Source organism: Methanobrevibacter ruminantium (assembly GCF_016294135.1).
GTDB classification, from domain to species: domain Archaea; phylum Methanobacteriota; class Methanobacteria; order Methanobacteriales; family Methanobacteriaceae; genus Methanobrevibacter; species Methanobrevibacter ruminantium_A.
This window is the reverse complement of the sequence record NZ_JAEDCO010000002.1, coordinates 1-17041: the sequence shown is the minus strand read 5'-3', so window position 1 is coordinate 17041 and position 17041 is coordinate 1. Positions and strand designations below refer to the sequence as shown.

The window sequence follows — 17041 nt, the reverse complement described above, 5'->3', positions numbered from 1 at the left end:
GTTGAAATGGATGAATTAAAAGTTAACCCAGAACTTTGTGTAGATTGTGGACTTTGTGAACGTAATTGTCCTAACAATGCAATTCGTGTTCATGATGGTGTCCCTTTATTCTGTATGCATTGCAGTCCTGAAAAAGCACCTTGTCTTGCTGTATGTCCAAAAGGAGCTATTGTAGCTTTAGGTGGAGCAATCACTATAAAGCAAGATAAATGTATTGGTTGTGGATTATGTCACAGTGTATGTCCCATTGGAGCCATCACCATTAATGAGATAGGTCAAGCGACCAAATGTGATCTCTGTGAAGGCTATGACACTCAACAATGTGTTGAAGCTTGTCCAACTCATGCACTCACAAATGATACAGAAAAGATAATTCATGATAAACAGGATAAAATATCCGAAGGATTTAAGAAAATTCAAACTTTACTCAAGTAATTTTTAAAGATTTATTCTTTAAAAATTCTCTTTTTTTATTTATTTTAAACTATTTTCATATATTATTTTTTAAAATTCTATTTTTTATATAAAGATTTATTAAATATTTTACATAGACTATAATTATAGTATTGTGTTTTCACGTCTTAAAATTTGAAAGAAACTGAGATAACATAATAAAGAAACTTATGTGATTATATGATAGATCCAGAATCCTTAAAAGAATCTTTAAGGCATGCAAATTTAACAGAAATTATCAAAGAAAGGGATAGGATAATAAGAGAAATACGAAAATATGAAAAAGGAAAAATTCCGGAAGAAGAATTTTTTAGGGATCCAGGTCCGGATGTTGTATATTATTGCAATTTAAGTTACCTTTCTGAAATATGTGATTTAATTCAAGAAAAAATACAGGAAGAACAAGAAGAATATTAAAAAATTATTTAAAGAAATAAATTAAATATTTTTATAGTTAAGTTTTATGTGATTTTATGATAACAGAAAAACAAATTGAAAATACTATTTATCAATTATACAAACAGGCTGCTATCGTTCTTGGCGACGATGTCAAATGCGCACTTGAAGATGCTCTTAAACGAGAGGATAGTGACTTAGGTAAGCTAAATATTGAAGCTATCTTAAAGAATATTGAACTTGCAGAAGAAAAGTCAATTCCAATGTGCCAAGATACAGGTCTCCCTATCATTTTTGTCAAGCTTGGTAAGGTTCATGTTGAAAATCTTTATGAAGGAATCAAGAAAGGAGTTGCAAAAGCGACTTCAGAAGTTCCACTTCGACCAAATGTGGTTGATCCAATTACAAGAAAGAACTCAGGCAATGTGGGAGACAAAGTGCCTATTGTAGACATTGAACTTATTGATGAAGATTATGTTGAATTCACTATCATGCCTAAAGGATTTGGGTCTGAAAACAACAATGCACTTAAGATGGCACTTCCTGCAGAAGGAATCGAAGGAGTGAAGGATTTTGTTGTTGAAACCGCTCTTAAGGCAGGTGGAAAGCCATGCCCTCCTATTGTTGTAGGTGTTGGAATCGGTGGAAGTTCTGACATGGCATTGAAATTAGGTAAGAAAGCACTTCTTGGAAAGGTGGGAGAGCGTAATCCGGACCCAACAATAGCTGAAATGGAACTTGAATGCCTTGAAAGAATCAACAAGGATGGTAAAGGGCCAATGGGTCTTGGAGGAAGAACAACTGCACTTGATGTAAAGATCTTAAAGATGGACACTCACACTGCAGGGCTTCCAGTTGGTGTAGTAATTCAATGTTGGGCAGACAGACATGCAACAGCTCGTTTAGAAGATAATTGAAGTTTATAGAAAAATTTTGTTTATATTTATTTTTGAATAATTCTTAAAAATGGGGAATTTTATGATACTTATTATAACTGGACACTTGGCTTATCCTTTGGTAAGTCAAATGGCTGAAAAATCAAAAAAGGAAACGGTGGTGCATATAGCAGAGACACAAGTAGCTGCTTTCTTGACTCCAACTCAAATAATCAAAGAAATCCATGAGCATTTTGAAGATAGATTGGATGATATTGATTTAATATTAGTTCCAGGTTTAATAAGAAAAGATACATTCCTCATTGCAGAAGAATTTAATATTCCTTGTTATAAGGCATCAACTGATGCAGCAGACTTAGCTATGGTTTTAGACCTTGTCGATGATTTAGAGTTATCACAGTCTACACCTGCAGATAAGTTAATCATTGAGGAGAAGAAGAAGCAAGCATTGAAATTCATCGAAGACTTTGAAAACGATATGGAAAAAAGAGATGAATTGCTCAAGAAGGAAAACAACATTCTTGTTAGGAACCTTCCTGTTGGTGAGGATTTCCCAATGAGAGTCTTGTCTGAGATTGCAAGTGCTCCTATATTATCAAAGGAAGACTTGATTAAAAAGGCAGAATTCTTTGTTGCTTCTGGCTCTGATATGATAGACATTGGTATGATTGCAGGTGAAGACAGGTCTGATGAGATACCTGATTTGATTGATACATTAAGACCAATCGTAGGTGATAGGCCATTAAGTATTGACACATTGAATCCAAAGGAGATTGAAGCAGCTGTAAACCATGGTATTGATATGGTTTTAAGTTTAGACAATGGTAATTATGAGGAAGTCTTACCTTTATTAAAGGAAAAGAATGTTCCTGCAGTTTTATTGCCAACTAATTTCAGTGAAGGTTATGTGCCTCACACTCCTGAAGATAGGGTGGCATCTATGCAAAAGCTTGTTGAAGCTTGTGATGGTCTTGAAGTTGTTTGTGACTTGATTTTAGACCCTGTTAACAGTGCAAGCATTGTAGATTCAATCATTGCATTCCATGATTTTCATGAAATAGACAAGAAGCCAATGTTCTTTGGTATAGGAAATGTGATTGAACTTATGGATGCGGATTCTGTAGGTGCAAATGCAGTTCTTGCAGGAATTGCTATGGAGCTTGGTGCAAGCATACTTTTCACTCCAGAGGAAAGCGGTAAGACTCATGGAAGTGTAAGGGAATTGGCAATTGCATCTAAAATGATGTTCTTGGCTAAAAACAGACAATCCATTCCTAAGGATTTAGGTGTTGACCTTCTTGTGTTCAAGGACAAGAAGAAAAGGTTTGACTTGAAGCAGGATGACAATGTTCCTATAGTCAAGCAGGATGCACCTATCAAGTTCGTTAGGGATAAGGCAGGAAGCTTTAAAATCAGAGTGGAACATGCAATAAGCGTTAAGGATTCATATATTGTAGCAACTCACTTTAAGAAAACAAAGCCAACTATAAGCTTTGAAGGAAAAAGAGCCAGTGAAATCTATGAAGAGATCATTGAAAAAGGTCTTGTAACCAGATTGGATCATGCAGCCTATCTTGGTAAGGAATTGGAAAAGGCAGAGATTGCAATGCTCACTGGAAAAGAGTATGTTCAAGACTTTGACTTATTTAAGGATCCTGAAGAGTTCATCAAGCAAAATTAGTTTTTCTTAAATTAATTGGTTTTGTCATTTTTTTTCATGAAATTTATTAACAATTTCATGTAAAAAATTTTTCACTGATTCTTTATACTTATTTTTCAATTTAAGGGTATTTTAGGGGTATTTTTTAAAAAAAATATAAATATCATTTCATATAAATATTTAAATTGGCGATTTAATGAATTATACAAAAATACTTGGAATTTTATTAATTATTTTAGGGGTGCTATTTATAGCTTACCCATTAGTAAGTGCTGGGGTAGTGTCTATAATGGCGGGTGTAACTTTAATATCCTTTGGTTTAGTAGTAATGTTCAATGCATTCACATTATGGAGTTTGTCAACTGGCAAATCAATTCTTGAATTGATAATGGGATTCTTATTGATCTTATTAGGATTCTTGTTCTTTGTTGATTTAGCTCCATTAGCTTTCCTTACCTCATACACATTTTATTTAATTGCTATAATATTGATTATCATTGGTATTCTTGGAATCATTAACGGTGAAGGAACTTCAAAATGGGCTTCCGCATTGATATTGATTTTCGGTATCATTTTCTTCATAATGGGTATTTTATCAATTAACAATCCATTATTCATTGTAATTTTAATTGGTGTATGTTTAATAGTTAGAGGAATTCTTTTCTTAACTTTAGGTAGCGCATTTGATAAAATTGATAGTTTCGAAAACAATTAATGATCTAATTCAAGAATCTTATTAGGGGAATTTTTTCCTTTTTTTTTTTTTTTTTTAAGCGTTTTAACTATTTGCAATCTACTTTTTTTCTTACTAATCTATTAATTCCATTTATCTATTTTTATTCTATTGTCTGGAATATTTTAAAGGGATTTTCATAATCTTGATAACATAAACCATCATGATTAATGCAAGGAGAAGGAATAATGCTCCAAAAATGAAGATTGACATTATTCCAAGGCCATCCACTAAAAATCCGCCTATAGCTATTCCTAATGCTATTCCCCCATTCAAGATGCTTAAGAATATTCCATTTGCAAGTTCCGGACTATCTGGAAGAACGGATGCTTCAACATATTGAATAAGATTGTATCCCATTCCATCAAGCACTCCAAATATTAAAATCAATATGATAACTGGAATCAAGTAGTTTGCAAATAGGTAAAGAAGCACAAACACTCCACCACACACCAATTGGAAGATGATGAGTGTTGCCTTGTCTCTTTTTGCTATTAGCTTTCCACCAAGCCAAGTGCCGAATATTGAAAACAATCCGTAGATAAAGAGGAATATGCTTAACTTATAGGTGTAAATATGACTTACTACCTGTAAAAATAATGGCTGGTAATTGTAGACTATGCTTGCACCTATAGGCATCATTATTATTCCAACTGTTGCAAGAATGAATTCCTTTGTCTTTAGGCTTGAAAATGGCATTTCATATGATTTGGATTTTCCTTCAATTCTTGGGAAGAATATGATTATAAGAATCAATGTTATGAAATTTATTAAAAAGATCCAAGTCATAGCCACTTGATAGCCAAATATTGTACCAAGGCCAGTTGTAATAGGCAATCCTATAATGCTTCCAACTGATATTCCAAGCAATATCCTTGTAATGTAATCCTGCTCTTCTCCCTTTGGAGCTATCTCTTCACATACAGTGAGAGCTATTGAAATGAATGCAGGGTAGAATACTGCAGACAATATCCTAAAAAAAGATGCAATGTAAATGCTTTTTGTGAATATGATCACGATATTTGAAATTGCAAACACGCTTAAAATGCTTATGAACGTTCTTTTTCTTTCATATTTTGAAAATAAGACAGGTATGAACAATCCACAGATAGCTATTGTAAATGTGAAAGAGCTTACGTAAAGTCCTGAAATAGTTATTGATGTATTGAAATACTCTGCTATTTGTGAAATGATTCCAACAATGCTTAGGGGAGTGTTTATTCCAAGTGTTGAAATCATTAAAATGTATAAGAGTATTTTAGGGTTGGCTTTCATATTTTATTTTCCTTTTTTAAAATCAGATAAATATAATATTATTTATAACATATGTTATATATATTTGATATTTTAATAATTGATTTTTTAATAATTGATATTTTGATATAGTTGTTATTTTAAGTTTATATGTACATTGTACAGATGCAAACTCCTCCGAATAGGAGAATTAAAACAAAGAACCATGCAACTATCTTTCTCATTTTCATTTTATCACTGAATGAATTTTATTAAAATGATTTAATTGTAATCAGTTTATTAGTTTTAATTATATAAAACAATAAATTATTTATATATATTAAACAAATATTTATTTACTATGTATTATAGTATATAAAATTCAATATAAAAAATTATTTTTATATTTATAATTTAATTAACTAAAAAAGGTTTTTAAATGACAGATGAAGAATTAACCATAGAAGAAATAGGAAAAAAGTTAGAAAGTACTGGTTATATTTCCAATAATGAAATCAGCACTTCAGTATTCTTATCCTTATCTTTAAACAAGCCTATCTTGATTGAAGGTCCTCCTGGTGTAGGTAAGACCGAGCTTGCAAAAGCTGTTTCTGAATGTTTAGGAAGGGAATTCTTTAGGATTCAATGTTATGAGGGAATTACCTTTGAACAGATTGTAGGAGAATGGAACTATCAAAAGCAATTGCTCCATTTGGAAGCATTCAAAGGTAGCCAAAAAGGTGAGGAATCAATATTTGAAGATGATTTCTTTATCAGAAGACCACTTTTAACCTCATTTATGAATGACAAGCCATCACTTCTTCTCATTGACGAAATCGATAAGGCAGATGAAGAAGTGGAAAGTTTCTTACTTCAAGCATTAGGTGAAAAGCAGATTACTGTAAATGATTTAGGCACTTTTGACCTTCAAAATGATTTGATGGTTATGCTCACTTCAAATGCACAAAGGAACTTGCTTGAAGAGACAAAGGACAGATGTCTTTTCTTATACATTTCATATCCTACAGTTGAACGTGAAATTGCTATTGTTAAAGCTAGAGTGCCAACTGCAGAGGATGGATTGGTTAAGAAGGTTGTTAATATGGTTCATAGAATCAGAACATTCAACTTAAATAAGAAACCATCTGTAAGGGCTTCAATTGATTGGGTAAGCTCTGTAATGCACTTGGATAAGGATTATAAGAATGTTGATGCTGCACTTGAGGACAGTGTTGGTGTAGCTATCAAGACAGAACCGGACAAAGCTAAAGTAATTAAAGAAATCTTTAGAAACGAGTATATGAACGATTAGTTTAGTCTCTAACTCTTTAGAAATTTATTTATAAACAATCAGATTTCAATTTCTGCACTCTATAAGTTATTTAAGGTTTTATTATGGAAGAGAAAATCGTAAGATTATCAAATGATTTGAGAAAAAAGGGAATGCCTGTGAGCGTCAGGTCTACTCAGTCTGCAATAGATGCATATGCAATATTGGGAGAGGATAATGTAGACATTTTAAAGGATGCATTCAGGTCCATTTATGTCAAAAGCAAGTATGACATTCCTAAATTCAATGAGTCATTTGATGGGTTCTTCGCTAAGAAAGTTCCAAAGAAATTAGATAATGACATTAATAGAGCTTATAAGCCAAATACCATGAAGGGAAAGCTTTCACAGCATGAATGGAAAATCACCATGCAGAAAGGAAAAGGTGGAAAGCAAATCCAGATGGGTGCAGAACAGGCTATGGAATACTTTGCAGGAAGACCTATTCTTGAAGATAGGGACAAGGACCTTGCAAGGGATAACGATATTCTCAATAGTGATTTGTCCAAGCTTAACAAATACGATGAAAGGGTATTTGAGTTATGTGTGGAGCTTGGAAGAAAAATCGCTAACAAGCAATCAAGAAGAAAGAGGTTGGCTCGTTCAAATAAGATTGACATGAGAAGGACAATGAGGCAAAACATGAAGTATGGTGGTGTGCCGATTGATCTTGTTCATGTAAAAAAGAAACCTCATAGAAAGCAGCATTTGTTCCTGAATGATGTCAGCGGTTCATGTGAATGGATCAGCAGTTGGTTCTTCATGTTAATGTTTGCATGTCAAAAGACATTCAAGGATTCAAGAATGTTTGAATTTGACAATAAAACAATAGAAACAACTGAATTTTTAAAAGAAAAGTATATGGTCAATGCATTTGCTGAAATAAGATTGCTTCGTATGCGTAATATGATGGTTAGAGGAACCTCCAATATGTTCACTGCATTCGAATCATTCATGAAGCAGGCAGATATAAGCAATAAGTCTTACATTATCCTATTGTCTGATTGCAGGGATTGGGCAGGTCCTAAGGTAAATGGAGTGCCTGCAAGTGTAGAGCTTATATCACAAATGTCAAGCATGGCTAAAAAGGTGGTTATCCTAAACCCTGAAGATAAGAAGAAATGGGATGTAGTTGACAGTTGCGTTTCATTGTATAAGGGAGCGGGAGCTCAAGTTTACGAAGTGAGCACATTGAACCAATTGGCTGAATTTGTCGCTGATATGTAATTTAAAAACCGATTAGTTAGTTAAATATTATATAAATCAAAAAAGAAAAAATTATTTTATTATTTTATAAAAGGATGACTTTAATATGGGATCTTGTACTAAATGTGGAAATCCGAATGTGATTATAAAGAGAAAAGCTTCCGGACAGGCTTTATGTAAGGATTGTTTTATTGAAAGCATTGAAAAGAAGGTCAAGCAAACAATCAAGAAGGAAAACTTTATCGAAAAGGGAGATAAGGTTTTAGTTGCATTGTCTGGAGGGAAGGATAGTGTAGTGACTTTAGAAATTCTCAATTCATATGTCAAAAGGCATATTATAGAATTATGTGCTGTAACCATTGATGAAGGAATTGCAGGCTACAGAGAGGAAGGAGTGGAGATTGCTAAGGCACATGCTGAGAGACTTGGAATTCCACATAAGGTTGTTTCATTTAAGGAATGCTTTGACATTGACTTGGACGAGATAATGAAAAAGGAAAACCATAGGGGATCCTGTACCTATTGCGGTGTATTCAGGAGATGGATTATCAATAGGGCTGCAAGGGAATTTGGTGCAACCAAGATTGCAACAGGTCATAATTTAGATGATGAAACCCAAGCTATTCTAATGAATTATTTAGAAGGAAATACTGAAAACTTGGCAAAGATAGGTCCTAAGACAGAATCCAACAGTGATTTGTTCACTGTAAAAATCAAGCCACTTAGAGAAATTCCTGAAAAGGAAATTGGTCTTTATGCACTTGCAAAAGGTTTGGATATTCACCTTGCAGGCTGTCCGTATGCACAGGAATCATTCAGGATGGAAATTTCCAATATCTTAAATGAATTGGTTAAGGAACATCCAACAATAAAGTATTCCACACTTAGAGGATTTGATAAGATAAGGCCAGCAATCAGAAGCGAAATGGCTCATGATTATGAATTTGACAGATGCGAACGCTGTGGAGAGCCATCTTCAAATAGATTATGCAGGGCTTGCACTTTTCTAGAGGAATTGGGAAAATAACTTTCCATTTCATTTTTTTTTAATTTTTTTATAATTTTCCATATTTTTTAACAATTGTTATAATTTAAATATTATGATTTACATATTAAAAGTGAAGGGATAAAAAAATAAATAAGGTGACTTTATGAGTTTTACATTAAAAATCAAGGATAAAGTGGAAGAGAGAGAAATTGACGGCGATTTAACTATTAAGGATTTATTGGATGATTTGGATTTATCTTCAGAAACCATGGTAAGCAAAAAGAATGGTGAGATTGTTATCGAAGAGGAAACAATCGAAGATGGTGATGAGATAGAGTTTATCCAAATTATTTATGGCGGATAATGCATATTTTATTCATATTTCTTTTTAGCTATTTTCAGCAATTTTTATTTATTTCTATTTTTTTATTATTTTCTTTTTTCCATACATATTTTTACTATTTTTTCAATAATTTTAATAATTTTAATTTATAAATATATAATTAGAATATTATTAATTATTTATTTTTTATTTCAGGTGATAATATTAAAGTTTATTATGAATGTGGGGCATGTTTTTTAAGACAAGCAAAGGAAGCTATTGACTTATCTACAGATGATGAGGATTTGAAATTCAAATTGATTCAAGATGTCTTATCTTATCTAGGCGAAAACTTCTCAAAGGAATTGTCTTCAAATGCCACTGGAACAAGGATTCATCAATACATTAAAAAGGAAACTGGTTGCTATGATCCTTATTACAATCAAAAGAAGGAAGGAAATGAGATTGCATTGTCATTAGTGCCTAAAGTTAGGGAAATCTTAAAGGAAGACAATAGTTTGGAAACCTATGTTAAGGTAGCTATTGTGGGGAACATTCTTGATTTTGGCACATTTGGCTTGGATACAGAATTTGAATCTATGATTTCAGAAGGATTAAAGAAAGAACTGGTCATAAACAAGATAAATGAGTTTGAAGATGCTTTAAGAAAGTATGATAAGGTTCTCTATTTGGTGGATAACACTGGAGAAATTGTCTTTGACAAGTTCCTTCTTGAAAAAATAAAGGAATATGATGTTGACATTACTGTGGCAGTCAAGGAAAAGCCTATCTTAAACGATGCCTGCATGAAAGAGGCATTGGAAGCAGGTCTCGATGAAGTTGCAACTTTAATCACTACAGGCTCTGATTCTGTAGGCGTTGTGGAATCAATGATTTCAGATGAGTTTAAGGAAATCCTTTTGGATTCCCCATTTGTAATCTCTAAGGGAATGGGCAATTTTGAAGGATTGACAGAAATGAACCTGGAAGGACAGGATATATTTGTATTGCTTTGTACAAAATGTTCTTCAATCTCTAAGGAATTGGGGCTTGCCGAAGGTTCCCATATCTTGACTACATTATAATTATTAGTATATTAAATTGTTAGACGATTTGGAAAATAATAAAATTGGGGGTTAATTATGAAATTTGGATTTATAGGATTCGGTGAAGTTTCATACACTTTATCAAAAATACTCTTATCCTATGGTTTTGAGGTTTTAACTTCTACTGAAGGTAGATCAAAAAAGACAAAGGAATTAGTTAAATCATTTAATTTGGCTGTTTTAGATAGTTTTGAAGAGGTTGCTCGCCAATCTGATATTTTAATTTCAGCAAACAGCCCTCAAAGTGCATTGGCTATTGCATTGAAGTATGGCTCATTGACAGATGGAATTTTCCTGGACTTTAACAACATATCTCCAAATACAGCAAAGCAAATTGAAAATTATTTAACCGATGAGCATTTCATTGATTCGGCTATTATGGGAAGAGTTAGTTCAGAGGAATTGAATCTTTATTTCTCAGGAAGAAAAGCTGAAAGTTTCGTCAAAAGCATGAGAGATTTCATTAACAATAATGAGTCTCATAGTGATATAAATGTCAATATAAATGTTGTCAGTGATGAAATTGGGGATGTTTCCAAATTGAAGATCCTTAGAAGTTCCTATACAAAAGGCGTTTCAGCACTTCTTGTAGAAACTTTTGAAACTGCAGAAAAACTAGGTCTTAGCGAAGACTTATGGGAAATATTGTCCTTGACTGAAAATAGGGATTTTGAAACTTCTTCAAAATCACGCATTTCATCATCAAATAAAAAAGCTAAGCGTAAATATGAGGAATTGAATGAAGTCTTGGAATTTTTAGATGATGTTGACAAAAAGAGAAAGTCTAAAATCATGGCTTTAGCTACACGTGAAAAATTTGAAAAACTGAAAAATAGAAAATAAAATGATTGTTGTTTCAATCATTTTTCATAATTTAGTCATATAATTTAATCATTAATAATTTAATCATTAATAATTTAATTATTTTTTAATTCATTATTTTTTTAATAATCATGGATAGTAATTTTTACTCTCCAATCATTTCTTTTATTTTTAATTAATTCTCCACTTACAGGAATGTATCTGGAGTCTAAAATGTATCTTAAATAGGTTACTTCCTTTGAAGGGAGCTTTAAATTTGTTTTTATCTTAATCTTCTTTTCCTTTATCTCACAGGATATTTGATTATCCTTATCGACAAAAATCTTTGCCTCAAGTCCTTCGTGAACTTTTTTTGCTTCAAATTTAGTGAGGTTCAAGCCGGATTCAAGAGTCATTAAAGGATTTACTTTCAAATCCTTTCTTGTTCTGAACTTTTCATTTGCTTCCTTTGCAGAAACTCCCTTATCCACTTCTTCAGCAACATACCAAGCCCTTTCAATGATTTTATCAACATTCTGCTCTTCAGGAATGACTCCTTGTTCTTCATAATGTCTCATTAGTTTCAGAACTTCATCTTTTGTAACTTCCTCTTCAATGCATGATGCTGCAAGACGGGTCATTACAGGGCCATAATCCGCTCTTCTAAAGCTTGCCCAAATGGATTCCTCATCGTCCTTATAGAATCTTCCTTCAACAATCCTATTGATTACCTTACCATTCAAATAAGCAATGTTTGTCAAGTTTGATCTGGAGTAAGTGTTCATCTTATGCTTCAACACTTTCATGTTCCTTTTTCCAGGGATTGTACCATTTTCAATTTCCCTTTCCAAAATTTCAATTGTTGTGTTAGGAAGCAATTTTCTTATATCTTTACTGATAATCAAATCGTTTTTTAGGATTTCCTTTCTAATGAATCTTCCAGAAACCTTTTTAGGTTGTGTGAGCTCTGGAATAAGGTGGAAATCAATCTTTCTATTGAACCTTTTTGATAGGAATTCATTTATCGCATACCATCTGATTACATTTCTGTTAGGGAAATCTTGTGGCATTCCAAGGAAACTGCCTTCTTGAATGAATCTTTCAGCATATTTTTTCACTTCATCCAAACTGATGTCTGCAGCGGTAATGTAATCTGTCACGCCATCTTTATGCATTTTAGCAAGTCTAATAGGTACGCTGTATGATAAGATGAGTCTATGATGTAATCCTTCAACTCCAATTACCTTATCTGCACCTAATGCAAGAGCCATTTCCTTCCTTGCTTCAAAAGGTGTGAAAAAAGGAGCATGATTTGCACTGTAGCCCTTATTCATATAAATGGCTAGTTCAATGTCTTTCTCATCAGCTATTTCACGGGCTTTTCTAATCAATTCCTCATGTCCTTTGTGAACTGGGTCAAAGTCGGCACTAATCGCTATCATAGTATATTTTCCTAAAAGTAATTTATTATTTAAAAATAGAATTATTTTTTTTTTTTAGAATTATTGTTTTATAAAAATAATATGTAGTTTATAATTATTGTATTATTATGTTTTTTAAAAAATAGTAAAGGGAATAAATAATATTTCTTATTATTTATTCTACATTTAATAACCATTATCTAATAAGTTCAATACTCCAGTTACCAATAACCAGATTCCTATTAATGAACCAAGAATGAGTGGATTATTAATGTAAGTTCCAAGGATAATGTATATTACACCTAAAACTATTCCTAATATTCCCATCCAGAATCCGTATTTGTTGTCTCTGTTTCCAACAATGATTATTAAACCTATTATGATTAAGAATATTCCTGCTAAGTAAATTGTCAAAGCAGTTAAAAATGCAAATATGCTTGGGTTGAATATTAAACCTAAACTAATTATTAACATTAATATTCCTAAGATTGTATTAATCAATCCTCTGGTTGTGTTGTATTCCACTTCACTAACACCATTTGCTAATAAGAAGATTGCAAGTAATAAAACAGATAATCCAAGGATATCTGATGCTGCAATTACTCCAAGCATTGGGAATGCAATGATAAGAATTCCTAAAATAATTGCAATAATGCTTATTGTAGTTTGTTTATGCAAAATCTTCCCTCCTTATTTGTTTTTAATTATTTTTGCTCTTTGATAAATATTAATGCATATAAGATATTATGCATAATTATTTAATAATTTTATTAGTTTTATTATTTATAAATATATATTGTTTAATACAATGGCAAATGTTTTATTGGGGTCTTGGACTTATTCAAATCAGAGAATTTTACTTCTGCAACCCATTCCTTCTTGCATTCGCAATCATATTCAATTTGGCTTTGGTCAAAGTTGGAATCTATAATTCTGTGTTTCAATTCCTTATTGCATTTTTTACAGTTGTAAGGACCTCTTCTTGAACCGAATCCTGAGGTATCCATCAATGCAGGAATCTTTACATTTTGCCTTATTGTATTGATTACTTCAATAGTTGACCAAATCCAAGGAGGATTATATGATCCTCTTCTCCAAAGCCTTTCTATTAATGTTCCTCTGTGAATTGTTGCTGGACAGCATGATACTCTATCCACTCCTAAGTCTTCACAGTAGCTTGCGGTTTCAATTGCCTCATTTATAGCTTCCTGTTCAGAGAGCAATATAGGTTTTACAAATATGTAAGCTTTAGATTTTATGTTGTGCTTGTTTTTATACTCTTTGATGAGATTTATTGCCTTTTCAAAGGTTTTATTGTTGAATCCCTTATTGATCTTATTCAATCTGGTTTCTTCATTTGAAGTTTCCAAACCTATACTGATTTCAAATAGTTTATCCCCTATTATTTCGAAGATTTCATCTAAAACATCTTCCTTAACATATTCCGGTCTGGATTCAACAACTATTTCACTGATTTCTTCCATATCAGCTAACTTTTTCAAAACGTAGTCTCTAGCTTCTTTAGGAACTTCGTCTGGATTCAAGAAGCTTCCTGATGCAAAGAGTTTTATAGCTATTTTATCTCCATTTTCGTAATCCTCCTTATAATCCCATTTGATTAATTCCTTTTCAAAGAGTTCAATGATTTTGGAATTCTCAATTGGCTTAAGGTAACAATCTGAGATATAGCTGCACATTGTGCATCCTCCACTCGGACCAAGTGCCCATGAACAGCCAGGAGTAGGTAGGATTAAGAATATGGTTTTCCCTTTTCCAGAATATAAAAGATCCTCTTGATACCAGCTTGCAGAAAGACTATCCAGTTCTTTTGGCTTAGCATATTCAAGTGATTTATCTCTTATTTCTTTTGTTAATTCTCTAATTTCCATTGTTTAACCTATTTTGATAAATATAATTTTATTTTAATTAATCAATTTTTTATAACATTTTCATTAATTAATTTCTTATTATAATATGTCATATTTATTATTTATAACTTTTTTAAATTACTTTTTTATCCAATCAGAAATATTATTTTTTTATTTTTAGTAATATCTGGATATTTTTGTTTGAATGATATTAAATGTTCTATTCTATTAAAATTAAATATTTGTTTTTTAATCTCCATTATTTAGTAGATAATTGTTTGTTTTATTAATTTATAACAAATTTAATCTATTTTAAATATTTTATTAAGTTTTATCAATTTTTTAATAACTAATTTTCTTATATATTATTTTTAATATTTATCAAGTATAATTTAATTTTGTATATAAAAATTTATTAATTTTTTATAATTGTTCATATTTTTATTAAAAAAATAAACAAATCCTATTTAATATATAAATCTTTCTATATTTTTTAAATAACAAATACTTTATAAGCTAGACAACATAATAAAAATTGGTGATAAATATGAAATTTGGTATAGAATTCGTACCTCAAATCCCGTTAGATGAACTCGTAAGATTAGTAAAATTAGCAGAAGACGTTGGTTTTGAATACGCATGGATCACTGACCACTACAACAACAAAAACGTATACGAAACCTTAGCATTAATTGCAGCAAACACTGAAACCATTAAAATGGGTCCTGGTGTAACCAACCCATACGTAAGAAGCCCTGCAATTTCCGCTTCTGCAATTGCTACTGTCGACGAAATCTCTAATGGTAGAGCAACCTTTGGTATTGGTCCTGGTGACAAAGCAACCTTTGACGCATTAGGTATTGCTTGGGAAAAACCTGTATCCACTATCAAAGCAGCTATTGCAGACATTAACACCTTATTAGACGGTGGAAAAACTGAAGCTGGTGCAGCATTAGGTGGAGCTAAAAAAGTACAAGATGCAATCCCTATTTACATGGGTGCACAAGGTCCTAAAATGTTAGAAACCGCTGGTGAAATCGCTGACGGTGTATTAATTAACGCTTCCAACCCTAAAGATTATGAAGCTGCTATGCCTATGATCAAAAAAGGTATTGAAGCAGCAGGTGGAGACAAAGCATTTGATGTAGGTGCATACACTGCAACTTCCATTGGTGCAGACTCTGAAGCAGCTAAAAACGCAGCTAAAATTGTAGTTGCATTTATTGCAGCAGGTTCCCCACCTCCAGTAATTGCAAGACACGGATTACCTGAAGGATTCAATGAACAAATGGGTGCATTCTTAGCTAAAGGTGACTTCGGTGGAGCTATTGGCGCTGTAACCGATGAAGCACTCGATGCATTCTCCGTATGTGGTACCCCTGATGAATTCATTCCTAAGATTGAAGGCTTAGCTGAAATGGGTGTAACTCAATACGTAGCAGGATCCCCTGTAGGTAAAAACGTAGAAGAATCTATTAAATTATTAGGAGAAGTAATTGCTAGCTTCTAAGGAAGCTACAATTCCTAATTTTTTAATTTTTTCTTTTTTTTAGCACAACTAAATTAACTATTGTTATATTTTTCACCACATTATTGCCATTTTCACTTATACATTTTCAGCTAAAGTATTATCCCTATAATATATAATATATTAATTTTATTATCTCCCGTATTATTCCTAAATTATCTTATTCTTAAAGATCTTTTTTTCAAAAATAGTTTTCAGGGATTTTAATGAAAAATTCATTTCTTTAAATAAAGATAAGAAAAAATAGTTATATTTATATATTAGTTCTTATTCTTGTAAACTATAAAAATATTAGAAATTGTATTTTTCTTGGAAATTTTTAGTTCTAATCTGATAAAAATTTTCCTTTTTTTAGATTTAAAGGAATAAATTTTATTATTTTCTTAAATGGATGTTATTTATCAATTTTTTTAATTAAATAAATAATTTTTTTACTTGTATTTATTTTTATCAGAAAATTTTCGATTTATTTTATTTTTCTAATAAAATTTATTGTTTATTTTATAAAAAAAGATATTTTTTTAACTTATTTATCATTTAAAGAATTTTTTAGCTTTTTTCTCATTCATTCAGTTTTTTTACATTTTTCACTTTTTTCCTATTTTCTTCTTCTTTTAACTAATTATTTTAAAGATCTGAAATTTTTTTAAAATTTTCTAAATCTTTTCTTTTTATTTTATCCTTAAACTTCAAAATTTTATTAATTTAAGTCTTATTTTAAAAAATGAAATATATTCATTTTCAATATTATTAAAGATTAATTTTTGCAATAGTTTATTTTTATTTTTGTAAGTGTTGTAACTTTCACTAATAGTTGTGCCATGTGTTTATGGCGTTGGCCTAAGTATATGTATTTACATTACTATGATGGCTGCTTTTCCACATATGGCTAAATTAATGTTTATAAATTTCATTATCATAAATATTAATCTCGTATTAATGTTTTTATATATTCGTGAGAACCTAAGTTTAACTTAGTGTTTGATGTTGGTTAAATAGATGTGGTGATATTTGATTGTTATGTCTGTGATGTAATATTTGAATATTTTGTGTAATATCTCGTCTAATTTTTTTAGTGTACTTCTAAGTCTTTATTGTACT

General features: G+C 31.4%; 16 protein-coding genes. 12 read left to right on the top strand and 4 right to left on the bottom strand.

Annotated elements, in window-relative coordinates:
- Positions 1-6 precede the first annotated feature (6 nt).
- The 5 genes from VW161_RS01010 to VW161_RS00990 all read left to right on the top strand — a co-directional run bounded on the left by VW161_RS01010 (position 7) and on the right by VW161_RS00990 (position 4120).
- Positions 7-435, top strand: a complete 429-nt coding sequence (locus VW161_RS01010) for a 4Fe-4S dicluster domain-containing protein (protein ID WP_295608552.1) — start codon at positions 7-9, stop codon at positions 433-435.
- A 198-nt stretch (positions 436-633) separates the two neighbouring features.
- Positions 634-870, top strand: a complete 237-nt coding sequence (locus tag VW161_RS01005; protein ID WP_304135012.1) for a hypothetical protein — start codon at positions 634-636, stop codon at positions 868-870.
- Between the two features lie 56 nt (positions 871-926).
- On the top strand, positions 927-1766 hold the full coding sequence (locus VW161_RS01000; RefSeq protein WP_325192641.1) for a fumarate hydratase: 840 nt from the start codon (positions 927-929) through the stop codon (positions 1764-1766).
- A 61-nt stretch (positions 1767-1827) separates the two neighbouring features.
- Positions 1828-3426: a dihydropteroate synthase-like protein gene (locus VW161_RS00995; protein ID WP_304103465.1), complete on the top strand. Its 1599-nt coding sequence runs from the start codon at positions 1828-1830 to the stop codon at positions 3424-3426.
- Positions 3427-3601: 175 nt separating this feature from the next.
- Positions 3602-4120 carry a DUF308 domain-containing protein gene (locus VW161_RS00990; protein WP_304088908.1) on the top strand — a complete coding sequence of 173 codons (519 nt, stop codon included), beginning with the start codon at positions 3602-3604 and terminating at the stop codon, positions 4118-4120.
- Positions 4121-4246: 126 nt separating this feature from the next.
- On the opposite strand, the gene VW161_RS00985 is transcribed toward VW161_RS00990, so the two are convergent.
- Positions 4247-5413 (bottom strand): MFS transporter, encoded by a 1167-nt coding sequence (locus VW161_RS00985; RefSeq protein ID WP_304163416.1) that lies wholly within the window; start codon positions 5411-5413, stop codon positions 4247-4249.
- Between the two features lie 397 nt (positions 5414-5810).
- Between VW161_RS00985 and VW161_RS00980 the strand changes: the two genes are divergently transcribed.
- The 6 genes from VW161_RS00980 (at position 5811) to VW161_RS00955 (ending at position 11165) form a co-directional block, all read left to right on the top strand.
- Complete coding sequence (locus VW161_RS00980; protein WP_304088914.1) at positions 5811-6683, top strand: AAA family ATPase; 873 nt, start codon at positions 5811-5813, stop codon at positions 6681-6683.
- A gap of 83 nt (positions 6684-6766) precedes the next feature.
- Positions 6767-7927, top strand: a complete 1161-nt coding sequence (locus VW161_RS00975; protein ID WP_325192640.1) for a VWA domain-containing protein — start codon at positions 6767-6769, stop codon at positions 7925-7927.
- A gap of 85 nt (positions 7928-8012) precedes the next feature.
- Positions 8013-8933, top strand: a complete 921-nt coding sequence (locus tag VW161_RS00970) for a TIGR00269 family protein (protein WP_304088920.1) — start codon at positions 8013-8015, stop codon at positions 8931-8933.
- Positions 8934-9057: 124 nt separating this feature from the next.
- Positions 9058-9258 (top strand): MoaD/ThiS family protein, encoded by a 201-nt coding sequence (locus VW161_RS00965; protein WP_304163415.1) that lies wholly within the window; start codon positions 9058-9060, stop codon positions 9256-9258.
- A 182-nt stretch (positions 9259-9440) separates the two neighbouring features.
- Positions 9441-10301, top strand: a complete 861-nt coding sequence (locus VW161_RS00960; RefSeq protein ID WP_304088928.1) for a damage-control phosphatase ARMT1 family protein — start codon at positions 9441-9443, stop codon at positions 10299-10301.
- 57 nt (positions 10302-10358) lie between these two features.
- The gene (locus tag VW161_RS00955) at positions 10359-11165 is read left to right on the top strand and encodes a DUF1932 domain-containing protein (protein WP_325192639.1); all 807 of its coding nucleotides are present in this window, start codon (positions 10359-10361) and stop codon (positions 11163-11165) included.
- A 101-nt stretch (positions 11166-11266) separates the two neighbouring features.
- Here the strand turns inward: VW161_RS00955 and VW161_RS00950 are convergent, their stop codons facing one another.
- The 3 genes from VW161_RS00950 to VW161_RS00940 form a co-directional block, all read right to left on the bottom strand.
- A complete protein-coding gene (locus VW161_RS00950; protein WP_325192638.1) occupies positions 11267-12565 on the bottom strand; it encodes an adenylyltransferase/cytidyltransferase family protein in 1299 nt (432 codons plus the stop codon).
- A gap of 165 nt (positions 12566-12730) precedes the next feature.
- Positions 12731-13222 carry a DUF308 domain-containing protein gene (locus tag VW161_RS00945; protein WP_296856360.1) on the bottom strand — a complete coding sequence of 164 codons (492 nt, stop codon included), beginning with the start codon at positions 13220-13222 and terminating at the stop codon, positions 12731-12733.
- A gap of 122 nt (positions 13223-13344) precedes the next feature.
- Entirely contained in the window at positions 13345-14433 is a 1089-nt protein-coding gene (locus VW161_RS00940; protein ID WP_304134995.1) for an archaeosine biosynthesis radical SAM protein RaSEA, read from the bottom strand.
- Between the two features lie 526 nt (positions 14434-14959).
- Between VW161_RS00940 and mer the strand changes: the two genes are divergently transcribed.
- Positions 14960-15922 (top strand): 5,10-methylenetetrahydromethanopterin reductase, encoded by a 963-nt coding sequence (gene mer, locus VW161_RS00935; protein ID WP_304089137.1) that lies wholly within the window; start codon positions 14960-14962, stop codon positions 15920-15922.
- Positions 15923-17041: the final 1119 nt, after the last annotated feature.